Below are 18,561 nucleotides of genomic sequence, written 5' to 3'. Positions count from 1 at the left end.
GGGAAGGAGCATGCCGTGGACCACCGCGAGACGCGCTCCGCCGCCGCCCCCGCGGCGGATCGGCAGGCGACCGCCGAGCTCGACGAGCGGGCCCGCGCCGTCCTCGACTTCGAGCGAGACTGGACCCGGCACGCGGGCGCGAAGGAGGAGGCGATCCGCCAGGCCTTCGGCCTCTCGGCGACGCGCTACTACCAGCTGCTCGGCGCCCTGCTCGAGACGCGCGAGGCCCTCGCATACGATCCCCTGCTCGTGGGGCGCCTCCTGCGCCTCCGCGAGACCCGCGCCGCCGCCCGTGCGGCGCGCGCCCTGCCCTCCGGTCTCCCGCACCGTCCGACCGCGCGCTGACCCCGCGCCCCACCGAGGAGACACGAGACCGCCATGCCCTCCCACGCTCCCGACCGCTTCGACGACGTCCCCGGCGACCTGAGCCGCGTGGGCGCGCACCGCGCGCCGCGCCCTCGCCACCATCGCTTCCGCGCCTTCGCGTGGGCGGCGCTCGCGACGGGCCTGCTCGTCGCCCTCGGGGTCGTCGGCCTCTTCGTCATCGACGACCGCGTCTCGTTCACCGACATCCTGCCGAGCGACGCCGCCTCCGAGGAGGCCGCTCCCGTCGAGGCGCCGACCGCCGCGCCGACCACGGTCCCCGGCATGGTCGTGACGGTCCTCAACGGCACGAAGACCTCCGGCCTCTCGGCCCGCGCGTCGACCCTCCTCGAGAAGGCCGGCTGGAAGGTCGGATCGCGCGTCAACGCCAGCACGTCCGACATCACGGCCACGACCGTCTACTACTACGACGACGCGGACGAGGGCGCCGCACGCGGCCTCGTCGCGTCGCTGGGGGTGGGCGACGTGCAGCAGTCCGATCAGTTCCGCCCCGCGGAGGGCACGCCGGCCGCCACGGCCCCGCGGCTCACGGCGGTGCTCGGATCCGACTACGCCGCTCGCGGCTGACCTCCGCGCCGCCCGGGGCGCGTCCGTGGACGAACCGGACCGGTGATCGCCCGCCCTGGATATCGTGCTGCCTGGTCGCACGCCCGTCGCGTACCCGGTGCTGCACGCCGTACGCCACGGGGGCGTGGCGCGGGGTCGATGCAGGGCTCCGCGGCCGACCCGGGGGTGGCGGCACCGCGCTCCCGACATCGCGCAGTCGCACATGGAGAAGCACATGGCCAACGGCACCGTGAAGTGGTTCAACGGGGAGAAGGGGTTCGGGTTCATCACCGTGGACCCGGTCGACGGGGGAACCGCCCCGCAGGACGTCTTCGTCCACTACTCGGCGATCGAGATGTCCGGCTACAAGGTCCTCGAGGAGGGGCAGCGCGTCGCGTTCGAGATCGGCCAGGGGTCCAAGGGGCTGCAGGCGGAGAACGTCACGCTCGCCTGACCCCGCCCGTCCACGACGCCGTCGCCCGACCGGGCGGCGGCGTCGTGCCGTTCCCCGTCGGACCGCCGCGCCTGTGGGCGGCTCGCTTGCACTCCCTCATGGCGAGTGCCAGAATCGTCCCTGGCACTCCCTCACGGGGAGTGCTAGACGACTGCCTTTTTCCTGACGTCCGGGAGGGACGAGAGATACACATGGCTAAGATCATCGCTTTTGACGAAGAAGCCCGCCGCGGCCTCGAGCGCGGCCTGAACATCCTGGCCGACGCGGTCCGCGTGACCCTCGGCCCGCGTGGCCGCAACGTCGTCCTGGAGAAGAAGTGGGGCGCCCCCACCATCACGAACGACGGCGTGTCCATCGCCAAGGAGATCGAGCTCGACGACCCGTTCGAGAAGATCGGCGCGGAGCTCGTCAAGGAGGTCGCCAAGAAGACCGACGACGTCGCCGGCGACGGCACCACCACCGCGACCGTCCTCGCCCAGGCGCTGGTCCGCGAGGGCCTCCGCAACGTCGCCGCGGGCGCCGACCCCATCAGCCTCAAGCGCGGCATCGAGAAGGCCGTCGCGGCCGTCACGGAGGAGCTCAAGGCCGCCGCGAAGGAGATCGAGACCAAGGAGGAGATCGCCGCCACCGCGTCCATCTCCGCCGGCGACTCCACCATCGGCGCCATCATCGCCGAGGCGATCGACAAGGTCGGCAAGGAGGGCGTCGTCACCGTCGAGGAGTCGAACACCTTCGGCACCGAGCTCGAGCTCACCGAGGGCATGCGCTTCGACAAGGGCTACCTGTCGCAGTACTTCGTCACCGACCCCGAGCGCCAGGAGGCCGTGTTCGAGGACGCGTACATCCTGATCGTCAACTCGAAGATCTCGAACATCAAGGACCTGCTGCCGATCGTCGACAAGGTCATCCAGTCGGGCAAGCAGCTCCTCATCATCGCCGAGGACGTCGACGGCGAGGCCCTGGCCACGCTCGTCGTGAACAAGATCCGCGGCATCTTCAAGTCGGTCGCCGTCAAGGCCCCCGGCTTCGGCGACCGCCGCAAGGCGCAGCTGCAGGACATCGCCATCCTCTCGGGTGGCCAGGTCATCGCCGAGGAGGTCGGCCTCAAGCTCGAGAACGTCACCCTCGACCTGCTCGGCACGGCCCGCAAGGTCGTCATCACCAAGGACGAGACCACGATCGTCGACGGCGGCGGCGACGCCACCGAGATCGCGGCCCGCGTGCAGCAGATCCGCAACGAGATCTCCAACACCGACAGCGACTACGACCGCGAGAAGCTCCAGGAGCGCCTCGCGAAGCTCGCGGGCGGCGTGGCGGTCATCAAGGCCGGCGCGGCGACCGAGGTCGAGCTCAAGGAGCGCAAGCACCGCATCGAGGACGCCGTCCGCAACGCGAAGGCAGCCGTCGAGGAGGGCATCGTCGCCGGTGGTGGCGTCGCCCTCATCCAGGCCGGCAAGCTCGCGTTCGAGAAGCTCCAGCTCGAGGGCGACGAGGCGACGGGCGCGAACATCGTCCGCGTCGCGGTCGACGCTCCGCTCAAGCAGATCGCCCTCAACGCGGGCCTCGAGCCCGGCGTCGTGGCCGAGCGCGTCCGCAACCTCCCCTCGGGTCACGGCCTCAACGCCGCCACGGGCGAGTACGTCGACATGCTCGCCGCGGGCATCAACGACCCGGTGAAGGTCACGCGCTCGGCGCTGCTGAACGCCGCGTCCATCGCCGGTCTGTTCCTCACGACCGAGGCGGTCGTCGCCGACAAGCCCGAGAAGAACCCGGCCCCGGCCGGCGACCCCACGGGTGGCATGGACTTCTAGTCCGACCGGGCGGGAGCGTCAGCGCTCCCGCCCACCAGCACGACCAGCACGACGAAGCGGGCGGTCCCTCCGGGGGCCGCCCGCTTCGTCGTGCTGCCGGCTCCCGCACGCGGCGAGGAGGGCGCCTGGCGTCAGTGCGCGAACATGCGCGCGTTGCCCTCCTCCACCTCCGCGTACTGGCGGGCGGCGGAGCTCAGCGCCTGGTTGATGCTCGCGAGCGCCTCCTCGACGCGCTGCTGCGTGCCCTTCCACTCCGCGACGACGCCCTGGAAGGCGGTTGCGGCGCTGCCGGACCATGAACCCTGCAGGTCGGCGAGCTGGCCGTGCAGCCCCGCCACCTCCGCCTGGATGCGGCCGATGCTGCCCTGGACCGCGGCGGTGGCCGACAGGACGGCCTCGCTGTCCACCTGGTACCTCGTCATGCTTCTCCTCCTTCTCGTCGACGGACGAGCGGAGGCTACGGGGTGGTCAGGAGGCGGGCGCCGCGGGGGCCGAGGGGGTGGAGGCGGCCGGCGAGTCGGAGCTGGGGAGGAGGGGGAGGATCACGCGGAAGGTGGCGCCGCCTCCCTCGGTCTCCACGACGTCGACCCGGCCGCGGTGAGCGGCGACGATGGCGGAGACGATGGCGAGCCCGAGGCCGCTGCCGCCGGTCTCGCGGGTGCGGGAGGTGTCGGCGCGCCAGAAGCGCTGGAAGATCTTCTCCCGGATCTGCGGGGGGACGCCGTCGCCGTGGTCCCGCACCTCGATGCGGGCCTCGCGCGCGGACTCGTCGATGACTGTCGCGAGCTCGATGGGGCTGCCGGCGGGGGTGAAGCGGACGGCGTTGCCGATGAGGTTGGTCACGACCTGCCGGATCTTGTTCTCCTCCGCCGAGACCATGGCGAGGCCCTCGGCGGGGACGGGCGCATCCTGGTCGTCGGCGCGGACCGGCGCGAGGGCGTCGGGCGCGGTGTCGCCGGGTCGACGCGAGCGGCGCGCCCGGAAGCGGGAGAGCGTCGCGCCGGCGAAGGCGATCGGTCCGGTGACGTCGCTGCCCGTGGTGGCGCCGGCGCCGCGCAGGGCCTCGGGCGACATCTCCTGCGTCGGCTCCAGGCCGTCGGCGTCGAGGACCGGTCCGACGGGGTTCACGATCACGGGCGGGAGGGCGGTGACGGTGCGGCTCTGCGAGGAGGCCATGGCGTCGAGCGCGGCGTCGCGGGCGATGGGGTAGAGGTCGACGGGCGCGAGCTGCAGCGGCTTCGTCTCGTCGAGGCGCGCGAGCTCGAGCAGGTCCTCGACGAGGCCGCCCATGCGGATCGCCTCCTTCTCGATGCGCTCCATGGCCTGCGACACGTCCTCGGGCGTCTGGAGCGCGCCCATGCGGTACAGCTCGGCGTAGCCGCGCACGGACACGAGCGGCGTGCGCAGCTCGTGGCTCGCGTCGCCGACGAAGCGTCGCATCTGGTCGATGGTCTTGGCGCGGTCGGCGAAGGCCCGGTCGATCCGGCTGAGCATGGTGTTGAGCGAGCGGTTGAGGCGCCCGACCTCGGTGTTCGGCGTCGCGCCGCCGAGCCGCTGGCCGAAGTCGCCGTCGGCGATGGCGGCGGCCGTGCGCTCCACCTCGCGGAGGGGGCCGAAGGTGCTCGTGACGAGCATCCGCGTGACCGCGGCGCCGAGCACGACGACGGCGAGGCCGAAGCTCGCGAAGATCACGATGTAGGTGGCGACGAGCTTGTCGACCTCCTCGAGCGGCTTGCCGACGATGAGGGTGGAGTACTCGGTGGCGTCGGGGTCGGCGTTCTGCGAGACGCGGACGATGCCGTGCCAGGACTTGTTGCCGGAGTTGTCGGAGAACGTCACGACGCCGCCGTTGACCTGGGACGCGCGGGCGAGGTCGAGGCCGAAGACGCGAGGGTGGTCGGCCGAGTCGCCGCTCCAGTTGTCGGCGAGGACGTCGCCCTGCGCGTCGAGGAGGAGCACGAACCAGGCGGGGTCGGCCGTTTCGACGTCCTCCTGCGTGAACGTGTCCGGCGAGGACGCCTCGGTGCCGAGCACCTTGGGCAGCTGCGTCACCGCGATGGCGAGCTGCGCGTCGAGCTGGCTGACCATCTGCTGCCGCAGCAGGTACATGGTGCCGGCGCCCGAGACGAGGAGGCCTAGCAGGAGGAGCAGGACCGTGACGCCCGTGATCTTCGTGCGCAGGGAGACGTTGTTCCACTTCTCCGAGACGTAGTCGTGCACTGGCCGCACCCCGTGTTCCTCGTCATGGTGACCGTGACACGAGGATAGGCGACGCCGGATGTGCGATCGGCCGGGTGCCCGTGGGCATCCGGCCGATCAGGTGGTGCGGGCGCGCGCCCCGGGGATCAGGACTTGGCGGCCTTCAGCATGTAGCCGAAGCCGCGCTTGGTCTGGATGACCGGCTCCGAGGAGTGCTGGTCGAGCTTGCGGCGCAGGTAGGAGATGTAGGACTCCACGATGCCGGCGTCGCCGTTGAAGTCGTACTCCCACACGTGGTCGAGGATCTGCGCCTTCGACAGCACGCGGTTCGGGTTGAGCATGAGGTAGCGCAGCAGCTTGAACTCGGTGGGGCTCAGCTCGATGGGTTCCTCGCCGACCAGGACCTCGTGCGTGTCCTGGTCCATGGTGAGCTCGCCCGCGCGGATGATGGCGTCCTCGTCGGCGTGCATCGTGCGGCGGAGGATGGCCTTGATGCGGGCCACGATCTCGTCGAGGCTGAACGGCTTGGTGACGTAGTCGTCGCCGCCGACCGTGAGGCCCGTGATCTTGTCCTCGGTGTCGTCCTTCGCCGTGAGGAAGAGGATGGGCGCCGTGTAGCCGGCGGCGCGGAGCCGCTTGGTGACGCCGAAGCCGTTCATGTCCGGCAGCATCACGTCGAGGATGATGAGGTCGGGCTCCTCCTCGAGGACGGCCGAGATGGCCTGGGCGCCGTTGCCGACGGCGCGGACCGCGAACCCGGCGAACCGGAGGCTCGTGGTCAGCAGGTCGCGGATGTTGGGCTCGTCATCGACGATAAGGATCTTCGGGCCATCGCTCATGCGTTGAAGTATCTGCGCGCTCGCTGGGAGCCGGCTGGATGCTGTGGAGGAGCTCGCTAGCCCGCGGCGATCCCCGCGGCGTCGAGGATCGTGTAGGCGTAGCCCTGCTCGGCGAGGAAGCGCTGGCGGTTCTGCGCGAAGTCCTGGTCGACGGTGTCGCGGGAGACGAGCGTGTAGAAGCTCGCGGACATGCCGGACGCCTCGGGGCGGAGCAGGCGGCCGAGCCGCTGGGCCTCCTCCTGGCGCGACCCGAACGAGCCGGACACCTGGATCGCGACCGTGGCGTCCGGGAGGTCGACCGAGAAGTTGGCGACCTTGCTCACGACGAGCACGCGCTCGGTGCCGTCGCGGAACGCCTGGTAGAGGCGCTCGCGCTCGGCGACGGGCGTCTGGCCCGTGAGCTTCGGCGCGCCGAGCGCCTCGGCGAGCTCGTCGATCTGCTCGAGGTACTGGCCGATCACGAGGATGCTCTCGCCGCGGTGCCGCTCCACCAGCGCGCGCGTCACGTCGAGCTTGGCGGGCGCGGTGGCGGCGAGCCGGTAGCGCTCGTCGTCGGCCGCGGCGGCGTAGACGAGGCGCTCGTCGTCGGGGAGGTCGATGCGCACCTCGAAGCACTCGGCGGGGGAGATGAAGCCCTGGGCCTCGATCTCCTTCCACGGCGCGTCGAACCGCTTGGGGCCGATGAGGCTGAACACGTCGCCCTCGCGGCCGTCCTCCCGGACCAGCGTCGCGGTGAGGCCGAGGCGGCGGCGCGCCTGGAGGTCGGCGGTGAGCTTGAACACCGGCGCGGGGAGCAGGTGGACCTCGTCGTAGACCACGAGGCCCCAGTCGAGCGCGTCGAGGAGCGCGAGGTGGGCGTACTCGCCCTTCCTCTTGGCGGTGAGGATCTGGTAGGTCGCGATGGTGACGGGCTTCACCTCGCGCGACTGGCCCGAGTACTCGCCGATCTCGTCCTCGGTGAGCGTCGTGCGCTTCAGCAGCTCGGTGCGCCACTGCCGGGCCGAGACCGTGTTGGTGACGAGGATCAGCGTCGTCGTCTTGGCCCTGGCCATCGCCGCAGCGCCCACGAGCGTCTTGCCTGCGCCGCAGGGGAGCACGACCACGCCGGATCCACCGTCGAGGAAGTGGTCGACCGCGTCCTCCTGGTAGCCGCGGAGCGACCAGCCGTCCTGCACGAGCGCCATGTCGTGGGGCGTGCCCGGCGTGTACCCGGCGAGGTCCTCCGCCGGCCAGCCGATCTTCACGAGCTCCTGCTTGAGCTGGCCGCGCGCCCACGCCTGCACCCGGTAGGTCGTGGCGTCGACGCGCTCCGTGAGCAGCGGCGCGATGCGGCGCGAGCTCGCGACCTCGGAGAGGACGGCGGACTCGGTGCTCGAGACCTGCAGCTCGCCCTCGGCATCTCGGCCGATGACGAGCCGGCCGTAGCGTCCGACGGTGTCCGTGACGTCGACGGTCACCGACTGCGGCACGGGGAAGCGGGAGTAGCGCTCGAGCGTGGCGAGCATGTCCTCGGCCGTGTGGCCGGCTGCGCGGGCGTTCCAGAGGCCCAGCCGGGTGATCCGGTAGGTGTGGATGTGCTCCGGCGCGCGCTCCAGCTCCGCGAAGACCGCGAGGTCGTGGCGGGCGTCCTCGGCGTCCGCGTGGGCCACCTCGAGGAGGACGGTGCGGTCGCTCTGGACGATGAGGGGGCCGTCGGACATGCCCGCCAGCCTAGGCGCGCTCATCCGGCGGTCGGCCCGGGGGAGAGGGAGACGATGCTCGACAGCGGGAGCGTGCGCTCCACGTCGGCGACGCGGTCGCGGGCGCGCAGGCGGCCGCCGGCGACGCTCGCGGGCTCGAGCACGTGGTCGACCTCGCGGCCGTCGGGCATGCGGACGCGGACGCGGAGGACGGCCTTGGCGCGGATCGCGACCTCGAGCTGCCGGCTGGTCCACGCGGCGCCGTCGTCGGGGCCGCTCGCGGCGCGGATGCGCGCCACCAGCGCGTCCGCCGCGTCGGGCTCGGGATCGGCCGACGGCCCGGACGCGCCGGCGGCCCGGGGAGCGGGGGCGACGCGGCGGCCCTCGGCGTCCTCCCGGACGGGCGCGAGCCGGGCGGCGGCGAGCGCGCGCTCGACGGCCTCGGGCGGGGCGGCGCTGGTGAGGATCCCGTCCGCGGCGCGCGCGAGCCGCAGGGGAGCGAGGTCGCGGTCCACGAGGAGGGTCGCGAGCAGCGCGGCGTCGTCCGACACCACGGCCGTCCGGGCCTCGGGCGCGGACCCGGCGTCCGCGTCGTCGGGCGAGGCGGGGCGCACGCGGAGCCGGCCGAAGCGGCCCGCCGTCTCCGCGAGCAGGTAGTCGAGCGGCTGCGGGACGCCGGTGAGCGACACCTCGGCGAGGAAGGCGCGGATCCCCTCGGCCGTGGCGCCGGACGCGAGCGCCCGCGTCACGGACTCGGCGGAGATCCGGTAGCTGGCCGCGAGGCCGCGCCCCTCGACGTCGGCCACCTCGAGGAGGCGCGACTCGACCGCGGGATCGAGGGGGCCCGGCGAGACGACGGTCAGGTCGTGCTGCAGGTAGACCCGGTCGACCTCGGCGGGCAGGTGCGGGGCGAGGGCGGCGGCCGCCGCGGCCGGGCCCGCGGTGAGGAGCGCGCGGCCCGCGGAGCTCGGGACGTCGCCCGTCGTGATCCCGAGGAGGCCTGCGTCCCGCGTGAAGACGGTGATGCGCTCGCCGATCCACGCGGATCCGCCGGGGAAGCGCCAGAGGACGCTCTCGACGAGGCCCGCGCCCCACGAGGTGCCGGCGCGCTCGCCGAGGATCGCCTGGGTCGCGGGCGCCAGGGCCGCGAGCCACGATCCGGCCAGTGCCTCCCACCGGTCGGCCGTCGGGCGCCCGGACCAGGCGCCCGCGGCGTCGGCCGGATGCCACGAGCGGCCCGCGTGGACGACCAGACCCGCGCGGTCGGCGATGGAGAGGACGACGGGGACGTCGTCGAGGTCGGCGCCCAGCGCGGAGGCGAGGCGGCGGGCGTCGGGCAGGGACATGCCGCCGCGGCTGAGCTCGCGGGCGGGGCTCCGGGTCAGCTCGTCGACCAGCGCGGCGACGGCGACCACGGAGCGGAAGGCGCTCTCGCCGGCCCGGCGGTCGACCTCGTCCGCGTCCACGTCCGGCACCGCGGCGAGCGACGCGGGCGGGGCCAGCCGGGCGAGCTCGTCGGTGCCCGGGCGTCCCTCGTCGGGCCAGGAGGCGAGGGCCGCGGCGACCTCCGGGTGCGTGGTGACGCCGTCGTCGTCGACGTCGGCGAGGAGCGTCGCCGCCGCGCGCTCCGCCGCATCCGCGAGCTCGCGCGGGTCGGTCGGGTCCTCGCCCGAGCGTCGGGCGATCACGTCCCGGACCGAGGCGAGCGGTATCCGGCGGGCCGTGGCGCCCTCCGCCGCGGCCACCGCGACGACGGCGAGGGCCGCGCGGTCGAGCTGCTCGAGGGCGCGCGCGACGGCCTCCGGGGCGAGCAGCGCGTCCGCGAGGTCGAAGAGGTCGACGACGCGCCCGGCGTCCACGCCGCGATCGCGCACCAGGCCGACCAGGGCGTCGTCGTCCAGCGCGCGCAGGCGGGACGCGAGCTCGAGGGCGTCGGTCATGGTCGTCCCGCTAGCGGGACGTGCCGTCCATGCGACGTCGGCGACGGACGCTGATCACGAGGATCGCGATGAAGAGGAGCGCGGCGAGGGGGATCCCGACGGCCGGCAGCAGGAGGATGACCTGCCAGAGCGGCGTGCTGTACTGCGACGCGTCGACGGCGATGAGCGGCGCCAGCAGGATCGCGAGGATGCTCAGCACGGCGATGAGGAGGATGCCGGCGAGCATGTACGCGAGGATGCGCTCGGCCCGTCCCTCGCTCGGTGCGGTCTCGGATGCCATCCGCTCAGACTACGCCGTGGGACGCGCCCGGGCGCGTCGCGCGAGGCGCCCGGGCGGCGAGCGGACCGCCGTCGCCCCGGCCGCCCGGAGCCCGGGCGAATAGACTGGACCGCCCACCAGCACATCGAGCCCCGCCCGGGGCGAGGAGCCCCTGCCCGGGGCGAGGGAAGAGGATCGCATGCCCACCGGCAAGGTGAAGTTCTACGACGAGGACAAGGGGTTCGGGTTCATCAGCTCGGACGACGGCCAGGAGGTCTTCCTGCACGCGTCGGCCCTGCCCTCGGGCGTCGCCGGCGTGAAGGCCGGCACCCGGCTCGAGTTCGGCATCGCCGACGGCAAGCGCGGCGCCCAGGCGCTCTCGGCGCGGATCCTCGACGCCCCGCCCTCGCTCGTCCGCATGTCCCGCAAGCCCGCCGACGACATGGCCGTCATCGTCGAGGACCTCGTGAAGGTGCTCGACGGGATCGGCACCAACCTCAAGCGCGGCCGGTACCCGGACGACGCCCACAGCCGGAAGATCGCGGCGCTCCTGCGCCGGGTCGCGGAGGAGCTCGATGCCTGATCGCCTGGACGACGACACGACGCCCGAGGACGCGACGGGAGCCGCCCCGGCGGAGCCGACGGCCGTCGACCCGATGGCGACCACGGCCCCCGACGAGGATGCGGCCGCCACCGGCGCTCCCGTCGACGGCGAGGCGACCGCCGGCGAGGAGCCGGCACCCGTCCCCGCCGAGCCGGATGCCGAGCTGCTCGCGGCCGTGGACCTCGCCCGCGCGGCGCTGCTCGAGATCACCCCGGCCGACACGGTCGGCGAGCCGGCCGGATCCACCGTCGAGGGGGACCGGGTGCTCTCCCTGCTCTTCCACAACACGATGGCCGGCTACCCGGGCTGGTACTGGACCGTGACGCTCGCCCGCGTCGAGGAGGCCGCGCCGACCGTGCTCGAGGCCGCGCTCCTCCCGGGCGACGGCGCGCTGCTCTCGCCGGAGTGGCTGCCGTGGTCGGACCGGCTGGCCGGGATCGAGGCCGACGAGGAGGCGGAGCGCGTCGCATCGGAGTCGGACGATGATGACGACGACGACGAGTCGGACGACGAGGACGACGACACCGCGGAGGACGCGGAGGACGCCGACGACGTCCTCGACGGCGTCGACTTCGAGGGCGTGCCAGCCGCGCACGGCGACGATGACGACGACGACGACGACGACGACGATGACGACGACGATGACGACGACACGAGCTTCGACGGCGCCGATCGCTGATCCGCACCCCGCATGACGACGGCGGCGGTCCCCTCGGGGACCGCCGCCGTCGTCATGCGGGGGAGGGACGGGATCAGCCCGCGCCCTGCTCCACCACGAACTCGATGCAGCGCACGAGCGCCCGCACGTCGTCCGGCTCGATGGCCGTGAAGGTGGCGACCCGCAGCTGGTTGCGCCCGAGCTTCCGGTAGGGCTCGGTGTCGACGATCCCGTTCGCGCGGAGGGTCCTCGCGACGGCGGATGCGTCCACGGCGTCGTCGAAGTCCATCGTCACGACGACCTGCGAGCGGTGCGCCGGATCCGTGACGAACGGCCGCGCGTAGTCGACGCGCTCCGCCCAGTCGTAGAGGACCGACGACGACTCGCGCGTCCGGGCGTCGGCCCAGGCGAGGCCGCCGGCGCGCTCGATCCAGTCGAGCTGGTCCTCGAGCATGAGGAGCGTGGCGAGGGCCGGCGTGTTGAGCGTCTGGTCGAGCCGCGAGTTGTCGACCGCGTTCTTGAGGCTGAGGAACTCGGGGATCCACCGGCCCGACGCCGCGATGCGCTCGACGCGCTCGAGGGCGGCGGGGGAGAACAGCGCGAGCCAGACGCCGCCGTCGCTCGCGAGGTTCTTCTGCGGTGCGAAGTAGTAGACGTCGGCCTGGGCGGCGTCGAAGTCCACGCCGCCGGCCGCGCTCGTGGCGTCGACGACCGTGAGCGCGCCGTCGTCGCCGTGCACGCGGGTGACCGGCGCCATGACGCCCGTCGAGGTCTCGTTGTGCGGCCAGGCGTAGACGTCCACGCCCTCGACCGGGTTCGCCGACGCGCGGCTGCCGGGCGCGGCGCTGATGACGTCGGGCGCCTCGAGGAAGGGCGCCGCGGCGGCCTTGGCGAACTTCCCGCCGAACTCGCCGAAGACGAGGTTCTGGCTGCGGCGCTCGATGAGGGAGAAGGCGGCGGCGTCCCAGAACGCGGTGGACCCGCCGTTGCCCAGCACGACCTCGTAGCCGTCGGGCAGCCGGAAGAGGCGGGAGAGCCCGGCGCGCACGCGGCCGACCATCTCCTTGACGGGCGCCTGGCGGTGGGACGTGCCCAGGATCTGCGCGCCCGCGAGCGCGAGGTGGTCGAGCTGCGCCTGCCGCACCTTGGACGGGCCGCAGCCGAATCGTCCGTCGAGGGGCAGGAGCTCGGTGGGGATCGTCGTGGTCGGCATGCGGCAATGCTAGGGGACCGCCCCCGCCCGATCCGGGGCGGCGGATCCCGACGGGCGCCCCCGCGCCGGTCATCCCGCACCCGGGGAAGTAGGCTGGTCGATGGCGCAAGGGAGGCCCCGATGACTGATCTCGTGGACACGACGGAGATGTACCTCCGCACCATCCTCGACCTCGAGGAGGAGGCCATCGTCCCCCTGAGGGCGCGCATCTCCGAGCGCCTCGGGCACTCGGGCCCCACCGTCTCGCAGACCGTCGCCCGCATGGAGCGCGACGGGCTCGTGATCGTGAGCGGCGACCGCCACCTCGAGCTCACCCCCGAGGGGCGCAGCAAGGCCGTCCACGTGATGCGCAAGCACCGCCTCGCCGAGCGGCTCCTCAGCGACGTCATCGGCCTCGAGTGGGAGTTCGTCCACGACGAGGCCTGCCGCTGGGAGCACGTGATGAGCGAGCAGGTGGAGCGCAAGATCCTCGACCTCCTGGGACACCCCACCGAGTCGCCGTACGGCAACCCCATCCCGGGGCTCGACGAGCTGGGCGACTCGCCCGCCGTCGCGTTCATGGCCGGCATGGTGAGCGTCGTCGAGGCGTCGCTCGGCACCACGGAGGACGCGCCGGCCCGCGGCGTGATCCGCCGGCTCGGCGAGCCGGTGCAGTTCGACCCGGAGCTCCTCTCGCAGCTCAAGCAGGCCGGCGTGCTGCCGGGTGCCACCGGCTCCTTCTCCCGCGACGGCGCCTACGTGCTCGTGCGCGTGGACGGCGCGGGGGCGGGGCTGGAGCTCCCGCTAGAGGTCGCGGGCCACATCTTCATCGAGCGCTGACCCGCACGCGCGACGGCGCGCGACCGGGCGGATCCGCAGGACCACCCCCGGACTGGGCACACGCGGACGACAGGCCGGTCCCACCGGGGCTTCTGGTCCGCATCCGCCGTCAGGATGACGTCTGCCGTTATGGATTCGTTAGAAATATGGTCCCTCAGGATGACAAACGGGGGCCGGTCCCTTACTCTCGAACAGGCCCGACCGACCACCACAGAGGTTCCGGGCCCGGTGCAGGGCGTCTCGACACCCGTCCCCTGCGCGTGTACCCCTCGACGACCTTGGAGGGACGGGGCGCCAGCATGCCCGGCGTCGAGACGCAGGAGGTTGACAACTTGGCCCATGGTGACATCAGCGGTTCCGTCGGGAACCCGTCCGACCCGACTCGACCGCCCGCACCCGGGATGGATCGCCTCCCCACTCGTCGCGAGCTCCGCGCCGCCGAGAACGCGAAGGCCGTCCGCCCCCGTCGCGACTCCGCGTCCCGCACGCTCGCGACCCCCGCTCCCCGCATGACCCCGGCGCCCGCCGCCGGGCGCTCGCGTCGCACCAAGGCCGCCAACGCGGTCGTCATGACCTTCGTCACGGGCGTCATCGGCGTCATGGCGCTCCCCGCCTACGCGTCCACCGCGTCGCTCGGGCACCCGACCGCGAACGTCGCCGGCACGTCCCTCCAGGACTACACCGCCGCCAACGCGCAGGTGGTCAACGCCGACGACGCGACCTCCGCGCCGGTCGAGGAGGGCTTCACGGCCACCTCCGTCGCCGAGCTGAACGCGCAGAAGGCCGCCGCCGCGCAGGCGGCGCTCGCCGAGCAGCGTCGCACGCAGCTCGCGTCGACCGCGACCAGCTACACGGGCGCCTCCGCCACGCAGATCGCCCAGAACCCGATCTACCAGGGGTCGTCCTCCAGCGCCGGCGGCGTCGCCTCGGTCGCGCGCCAGTACCTCGGCGTCCCCTACGTCTTCGGCGGCGAGACCCCCGCCGGCTTCGACTGCTCGGGCCTCGTGAAGTACGTCTTCGCCCAGTTCGGCCTCAACCTGCCGCACTCGGTCCGCGCGCAGCACAACGCCGGCACCGTCGTCTCCCGCGAGGACGCCCGCCCCGGTGACATCGTGGTGTGGAACGACTTCAGCCACGACGGCATCTACACCGGCAACGGCATCTTCATCGACGCGCCGAAGCCCGGCGATCACGTCAAGGAGCGCCCGATCTGGAGCACCAACGTGCACTTCGTCCGCCTCCTCGGCTGACGACCGGCACCGGATCGACCTCCAGGAGGCCGGCGGGACGCATCCCTCGCGGATGCCCCGCCGGCCTCCTGCATTCCCCGGGACAAACGCGGGCCCCTGGGCTACCCTGTGCGGTGAGACGTCCCTCGACCCGCCCGGGAGCCCCGATGACCACCGCACGCGACATCCGCACCATGGATGCTCACGTGCGCCACGGCCATCGGCACCATCCCCGGGTGGGCATCCACCAGGTCCACCGGAGCGGTCGCCCGCTCACCTAGAAGGCATCGCCGAGCACTCGGCGGTGCCTTCGCGTGTTCCCGGGGGCGGGACGCCTCGTTCGGATGCCTGGAAGCCGTCCAGGCCGGTCTGAGAGGGATGTCGTGCGCACACTGGTACTCAACGCGGGCTTCGAGCCGCTCGCCGTCGTGTCGTTCAAGCGGGCCCTGGTGCTCGTGCTGAGCGGCAAGGCCACCATGCTCGCCCAGGACGAGGGGAACCCCATCCGGGGGAACGGCGGGGCCTGGGGGCGTCCGTCGGTCATCCTGCTCACCCGGTACGTGCGGATCCCGCACGCCCGGCGCGTGCCCGTCTCGCGCCGCGGGGTCCTCCGGCGCGACGGCGGCCGGTGCGCGTACTGCGCGCGGAACGCCACCACCATCGACCACGTGCTCCCGCGCTCGCGCGGCGGGAAGGACACGTGGGAGAACCTCGTCGCGTGCTGCCTCTCGTGCAACAACCGCAAGAGCGACCGCACGCCGGAGGAGATGGGCTGGACGCTGCGCACGTCGCCGCGCGCGCCGCAGGGGAGCGGCTGGGTCGTCAGCGGCATGGAGCGCCCGGCCCCCGGCTGGGACGAGTTCCTGGCGCCCGCGGCCTGAACGCGATCGCGGGGCGGGCTCCCGGGTGATTGCACGGATCGGCCGCCTGCCCCGTCCGTAGGCTGGGGCGATGACCGCCGACGCTCGCGACACCCCGACCCCCGACGACCCGTTCCTCTGGCTGGAGGAGATCCACGGCGACCGGGCGCTCGCCTGGGTCCGCGCGGAGAACGAGCGGACGCTCGCCCGGTCGTCGGAGGCGTCGCGCGCGCGGCTCACGGGCGAGCTGCTCGAGGTGCTCGAGTCGGACGAGCGGATCCCGTACGTCACCCGGCACGGCGATCACCTGTACGACCTGTGGCGCGACGCCGACCACGTGCAGGGCCTCTGGCGCCGCACGACGCTCGACGAGTACGAGGCGCCCGCGCCGGAGTGGGAGGTGCTGCTCGACCTCGACGCGCTGGGCGCGGCCGAGGGGATCCCGTGGCAGTTCGCGCGCGCGCAGCTGCTGTCGCCGACGCGCGACCGGGCGCTCGTGTCGCTCTCGCCCGACGGCGGTGACGCGGTGGCCGTCCGCGAGCTGGACCTCGGCACCGGCCGGTTCGTGAAGGACGGCTTCGCGGTGCCCGTGGCGAAGACGATGGTGTCGTGGATCGACCGCGACACGGTCTTCGTGGGCACCGACTTCGGGCCGGGCAGCCTCACCGAGAGCTCCTACGCCCGCACGGCCCGGCGCTGGAGCCGCGGCGAGGCCCTCGCGGACGCGCCCGAGGTGCACGCGGTCGCCCCGACCGACATGCTCGTCCACGTCACGCACGACCCGACGCCCGGCTTCGAGCGCGACGTCGTGCGGGAGGTTCCGGACTTCTTCACCTCACGGACGCTGCTCCTGACCGACGACGGGACGGTGCGGATCGACGTGCCCGAGGACGTCGACGTCGACCTGCACCGCGAGTGGCTCGTGCTGCGGCCGCGCACCGACACGGAGATCGGCGGGGTCGTGCACGCGGGCGGCTCGCTGCTGGCGGCGCGCCTCGACGACTTCCTCGCGGGATCCCGCGAGCTGGCGGTGCTGTTCGCCCCGACCTCGTCGCGGAGCCTCGAGGACTGGGCCTGGACGGCGGGGCACCTGGTCGTGACGCTGCTGGCGGACGTGGCGAGCCGGATCCGCGTGCTCACCCCGCCGACCGCGCACGGCTCGGCCGGCTGGCACGTGGAGGACGTGCGCGTGGGGACGCCGCTCGCGTCCGTCTCCGTGGTCGCGACCGACCGCGACACCGACGAGTACTGGCTCGCGGTGACGGGGTTCCTCACCCCGCCGACGCTGCTGCGCGGGGTGGTCGGCGAGGGCGCGCCCCGACCCGTCAAGGACCAGCCCGCGTCGTTCGACGCCGAGGGCCTCGAGGTCGCCCAGCACTTCGCCGTCTCGGACGACGGGACGCGCGTGCCCTACTTCCAGGTGGGGCCGCGCGACCTGCCGCTCGACGGATCCGCGCCCACGCTGCTCTCCGGCTACGGCGGCTTCGAGAACAGCCGCCTGCCCTCCTACAGCGGCATCGTGGGGCGCGGCTGGCTCGCGCGCGGCGGCGTGTACGTGCTCGCCAACATCCGCGGCGGCGGCGAGTACGGGCCGGCGTGGCACCGGGCCGCGCTCCGGCAGGACCGGCACCGCGCCTACGAGGACTTCGCCGCCGTCGCGCGCGACCTCGTGGCCCGCGGCGTCACCGTGCCCGCGCGGCTCGGCTGCGAGGGCCGCAGCAACGGCGGGCTGCTCGTCGGCAACATGCTCACGACGTACCCGGAGCTGTTCGGCGCCGTGGTCTGCGGGGTGCCGCTGCTCGACATGCGGCGGTACACCCGGCTGTCGGCGGGGGCGTCGTGGATCGCGGAGTACGGCGACCCGGACGTGCCGGCCGACTGGGAGTTCATCCGCACCTTCTCGCCGTACCACAACGTCCGGGAGGGGGTCTCCTACCCGCCGACGCTCGTCTACGCGGCCACGAGCGACGACCGGGTCGGGCCGGTGCAGGCGCGGAAGATGGTCGCGCTGCTGCACGAGACCGGCGTCGAGGACGCCTGGTACTTCGAGAACACGGCGGGCGGGCACGGCGGATCCGCGGACAACCCGGCGACGGCGCGGCTGCAGTCGCTCGTCCACGCGTTCCTGTGGGAGCGGCTGGGCGCCGGTCGGTAGCGGCGCCGGCCGGCGGGATCCGTCGGTCGCTCAGCCGCGGTGGGCGGATCCCGCGCGGGGGCGGAGGCCGGCCATGAGGTCGGACAGCATCGCCGTCGGCTCCAGGCCCACCTCGCGGTCGAGGCGGGCGCGGTAGGCGGCATAGGCGCGCAGGGCGTCGGACTGGTTGCCGGCGGCGACGTGGACGGAGATGAGGCAGCGCTGCGAGGTCTCGCGGAGCGGATCCACGTCGATGGCCCGGCGCGCGGCCGACGCGGCCTCGTGCAGCCGGCCCCGTGCCCGGAGCGCGTCGGACTGCGCCTCGAGGGCGTTGACCCGCAGGTGGCGCCACTCCTCGGCGGCCGGCTCGAGCCAGGCGTCGAACCAGTCGGGCAGCAGGTCGGCGCTGAACAGGCCGACGGCGGCCGGAGTCAGGTCCGCATCCTCCGCGTCGTCCGTGTCCGCGTCCGGGTGCCGTGGCGCGAGCAGCCGGGCGGCGATCGCCTGCGCCGCGCGGAGGTCGACGGCGACCGCGGTGTGCAGCACGAGCCCGGACGGGGTCGGGGCGACGATCTCGCGGCCGCCGTCGCCCAGGCGCGCGATGGCGGACCGGAGGCTGGACGCGGCCCGGCCGTCGAGCGACTCGGGCCAGAGCTGGGCCGCCAGGGTGCCGCGGTCGGCAGGGCGCGAGCGGATGGCGAGGGCCGCGATGAGGCGGCGCGTGCCGTCGGACAGGGTGGCGCCGTCGGGATCGGAGCCGCCGGGGCGCGTGAGCGACGGATCGGCCCCGAGGCCGGAGACGCGGAAGCCGCCGAGCACGTCGACGCGGATCACGGACGGACCCCGCCGGCCTGCGCGCCGGGGTGGAGGGCGAGCCGGTCGGGACGCGGGCGGCGCGTCGAGCGCAGGCCCCCGGCCTTCGCCTGCTGATGC

The 18,561-nt window shown here is 73.5% G+C and carries 18 protein-coding genes; 10 read left to right on the top strand and 8 right to left on the bottom strand.

Features of this window, described 5'->3' with window-relative positions; translation table 11 throughout:
* The first annotated feature begins 15 nt into the window (after positions 1 to 15).
* From H9X71_RS12340 to groL, 4 genes are all read left to right on the top strand, one after another.
* Positions 16 to 345, top strand: a complete 330-nt coding sequence (locus H9X71_RS12340; protein WP_191147359.1) for a DUF3263 domain-containing protein — start codon at positions 16 to 18, stop codon at positions 343 to 345.
* 33 nt (positions 346 to 378) lie between these two features.
* On the top strand, positions 379 to 951 hold the full coding sequence (locus H9X71_RS12335) for a LytR C-terminal domain-containing protein (RefSeq protein WP_191147358.1): 573 nt from the start codon (positions 379 to 381) through the stop codon (positions 949 to 951).
* Between the two features lie 214 nt (positions 952 to 1,165).
* Positions 1,166 to 1,384 carry a cold-shock protein gene (locus H9X71_RS12330; RefSeq protein ID WP_191149184.1) on the top strand — a complete coding sequence of 73 codons (219 nt, stop codon included), beginning with the start codon at positions 1,166 to 1,168 and terminating at the stop codon, positions 1,382 to 1,384.
* A gap of 191 nt (positions 1,385 to 1,575) precedes the next feature.
* Positions 1,576 to 3,195 carry a chaperonin GroEL gene (gene groL / locus H9X71_RS12325; protein WP_191147357.1) on the top strand — a complete coding sequence of 540 codons (1,620 nt, stop codon included), beginning with the start codon at positions 1,576 to 1,578 and terminating at the stop codon, positions 3,193 to 3,195.
* Between the two features lie 131 nt (positions 3,196 to 3,326).
* On the opposite strand, the gene H9X71_RS12320 is transcribed toward groL, so the two are convergent.
* From H9X71_RS12320 to H9X71_RS12295, 6 genes are all read right to left on the bottom strand, one after another.
* Positions 3,327 to 3,617 (bottom strand): WXG100 family type VII secretion target, encoded by a 291-nt coding sequence (locus H9X71_RS12320; protein WP_015491075.1) that lies wholly within the window; start codon positions 3,615 to 3,617, stop codon positions 3,327 to 3,329.
* A gap of 46 nt (positions 3,618 to 3,663) precedes the next feature.
* Entirely contained in the window at positions 3,664 to 5,424 is a 1,761-nt protein-coding gene (locus H9X71_RS12315; protein WP_191147356.1) for a sensor histidine kinase, read from the bottom strand.
* A gap of 116 nt (positions 5,425 to 5,540) precedes the next feature.
* Entirely contained in the window at positions 5,541 to 6,233 is a 693-nt protein-coding gene (locus H9X71_RS12310; RefSeq protein WP_012039163.1) for a response regulator transcription factor, read from the bottom strand.
* Positions 6,234 to 6,289: 56 nt separating this feature from the next.
* Positions 6,290 to 7,933 (bottom strand): DNA repair helicase XPB, encoded by a 1,644-nt coding sequence (locus H9X71_RS12305; RefSeq protein WP_191147355.1) that lies wholly within the window; start codon positions 7,931 to 7,933, stop codon positions 6,290 to 6,292.
* A 20-nt stretch (positions 7,934 to 7,953) separates the two neighbouring features.
* A complete protein-coding gene (locus H9X71_RS12300; RefSeq protein ID WP_191147354.1) occupies positions 7,954 to 9,852 on the bottom strand; it encodes a helicase-associated domain-containing protein in 1,899 nt (632 codons plus the stop codon).
* 10 nt (positions 9,853 to 9,862) lie between these two features.
* On the bottom strand, positions 9,863 to 10,132 hold the full coding sequence (locus H9X71_RS12295; RefSeq protein WP_191147353.1) for a hypothetical protein: 270 nt from the start codon (positions 10,130 to 10,132) through the stop codon (positions 9,863 to 9,865).
* Between the two features lie 178 nt (positions 10,133 to 10,310).
* Between H9X71_RS12295 and H9X71_RS12290 the strand changes: the two genes are divergently transcribed.
* Together H9X71_RS12290 and H9X71_RS12285 are read left to right on the top strand one after the other, a co-directional pair.
* Positions 10,311 to 10,694: a cold-shock protein gene (locus tag H9X71_RS12290; protein WP_086517722.1), complete on the top strand. Its 384-nt coding sequence runs from the start codon at positions 10,311 to 10,313 to the stop codon at positions 10,692 to 10,694.
* Positions 10,687 to 11,394, top strand: coding sequence for a DUF3027 domain-containing protein (locus H9X71_RS12285; protein WP_244961613.1), 708 nt, complete (start codon positions 10,687 to 10,689; stop codon positions 11,392 to 11,394). The genes H9X71_RS12290 and H9X71_RS12285 overlap by 8 nt, the downstream gene beginning before the upstream one ends.
* Positions 11,395 to 11,467: 73 nt before the next feature.
* Here H9X71_RS12285 and serC read toward each other — a convergent pair whose 3' ends face one another.
* Entirely contained in the window at positions 11,468 to 12,586 is a 1,119-nt protein-coding gene (gene serC / locus H9X71_RS12280; RefSeq protein WP_191147352.1) for a phosphoserine transaminase, read from the bottom strand.
* Between the two features lie 120 nt (positions 12,587 to 12,706).
* Between serC and H9X71_RS12275 the strand changes: the two genes are divergently transcribed.
* From H9X71_RS12275 to H9X71_RS12260, 4 genes are all read left to right on the top strand, one after another.
* On the top strand, positions 12,707 to 13,405 hold the full coding sequence (locus H9X71_RS12275; protein WP_191147351.1) for an iron-dependent transcriptional repressor DtxR: 699 nt from the start codon (positions 12,707 to 12,709) through the stop codon (positions 13,403 to 13,405).
* 401 nt (positions 13,406 to 13,806) lie between these two features.
* Positions 13,807 to 14,655, top strand: a complete 849-nt coding sequence (locus tag H9X71_RS12270) for a C40 family peptidase (protein WP_236006354.1) — start codon at positions 13,807 to 13,809, stop codon at positions 14,653 to 14,655.
* Positions 14,656 to 15,017: 362 nt separating this feature from the next.
* A complete protein-coding gene (locus H9X71_RS12265) occupies positions 15,018 to 15,515 on the top strand; it encodes an HNH endonuclease (RefSeq protein ID WP_191147349.1) in 498 nt (165 codons plus the stop codon).
* A 70-nt stretch (positions 15,516 to 15,585) separates the two neighbouring features.
* A complete protein-coding gene (locus H9X71_RS12260; RefSeq protein ID WP_191147348.1) occupies positions 15,586 to 17,649 on the top strand; it encodes a prolyl oligopeptidase family serine peptidase in 2,064 nt (687 codons plus the stop codon).
* Between the two features lie 30 nt (positions 17,650 to 17,679).
* Here H9X71_RS12260 and H9X71_RS12255 read toward each other — a convergent pair whose 3' ends face one another.
* On the bottom strand, positions 17,680 to 18,462 hold the full coding sequence (locus H9X71_RS12255; protein ID WP_191147347.1) for an AfsR/SARP family transcriptional regulator: 783 nt from the start codon (positions 18,460 to 18,462) through the stop codon (positions 17,680 to 17,682).
* Between the last annotated feature and the right edge of the window lie 99 nt (positions 18,463 to 18,561).

The organism is Clavibacter zhangzhiyongii, from assembly GCF_014775655.1.
Classification (GTDB): Bacteria; Actinomycetota; Actinomycetes; order Actinomycetales; family Microbacteriaceae; genus Clavibacter; species Clavibacter zhangzhiyongii.
Note: the sequence above shows the minus strand (reverse complement) of the source record. Positions and strands in the feature narration are given on the sequence as shown.

Bases quoted from the DNA above. Each gene is read 5' to 3' on its own strand.
- H9X71_RS12335 (WP_191147358.1), top strand. From the start codon at position 379: ATGCCCTCCCACGCTCCCGACCGCTTCGACGACGTCCCCGGCGACCTG.
- H9X71_RS12330 (WP_191149184.1), top strand. From the start codon at position 1,166: ATGGCCAACGGCACCGTGAAGTGGTTCAACGGGGAGAAGGGGTTCGGG.
- groL (WP_191147357.1), top strand. From the start codon at position 1,576: ATGGCTAAGATCATCGCTTTTGACGAAGAAGCCCGCCGCGGCCTCGAG.
- H9X71_RS12320 (WP_015491075.1), bottom strand. From the start codon at position 3,617: ATGACGAGGTACCAGGTGGACAGCGAGGCCGTCCTGTCGGCCACCGCC.
- H9X71_RS12310 (WP_012039163.1), bottom strand. From the start codon at position 6,233: ATGAGCGATGGCCCGAAGATCCTTATCGTCGATGACGAGCCCAACATC.
- H9X71_RS12305 (WP_191147355.1), bottom strand. From the start codon at position 7,933: ATGTCCGACGGCCCCCTCATCGTCCAGAGCGACCGCACCGTCCTCCTC.
- H9X71_RS12300 (WP_191147354.1), bottom strand. From the start codon at position 9,852: ATGACCGACGCCCTCGAGCTCGCGTCCCGCCTGCGCGCGCTGGACGAC.
- H9X71_RS12295 (WP_191147353.1), bottom strand. From the start codon at position 10,132: ATGGCATCCGAGACCGCACCGAGCGAGGGACGGGCCGAGCGCATCCTC.
- H9X71_RS12290 (WP_086517722.1), top strand. From the start codon at position 10,311: ATGCCCACCGGCAAGGTGAAGTTCTACGACGAGGACAAGGGGTTCGGG.
- H9X71_RS12285 (WP_244961613.1), top strand. From the start codon at position 10,687: ATGCCTGATCGCCTGGACGACGACACGACGCCCGAGGACGCGACGGGA.
- serC (WP_191147352.1), bottom strand. From the start codon at position 12,586: ATGCCGACCACGACGATCCCCACCGAGCTCCTGCCCCTCGACGGACGA.
- H9X71_RS12275 (WP_191147351.1), top strand. From the start codon at position 12,707: ATGACTGATCTCGTGGACACGACGGAGATGTACCTCCGCACCATCCTC.
- H9X71_RS12270 (WP_236006354.1), top strand. From the start codon at position 13,807: ATGGATCGCCTCCCCACTCGTCGCGAGCTCCGCGCCGCCGAGAACGCG.
- H9X71_RS12260 (WP_191147348.1), top strand. From the start codon at position 15,586: ATGACCGCCGACGCTCGCGACACCCCGACCCCCGACGACCCGTTCCTC.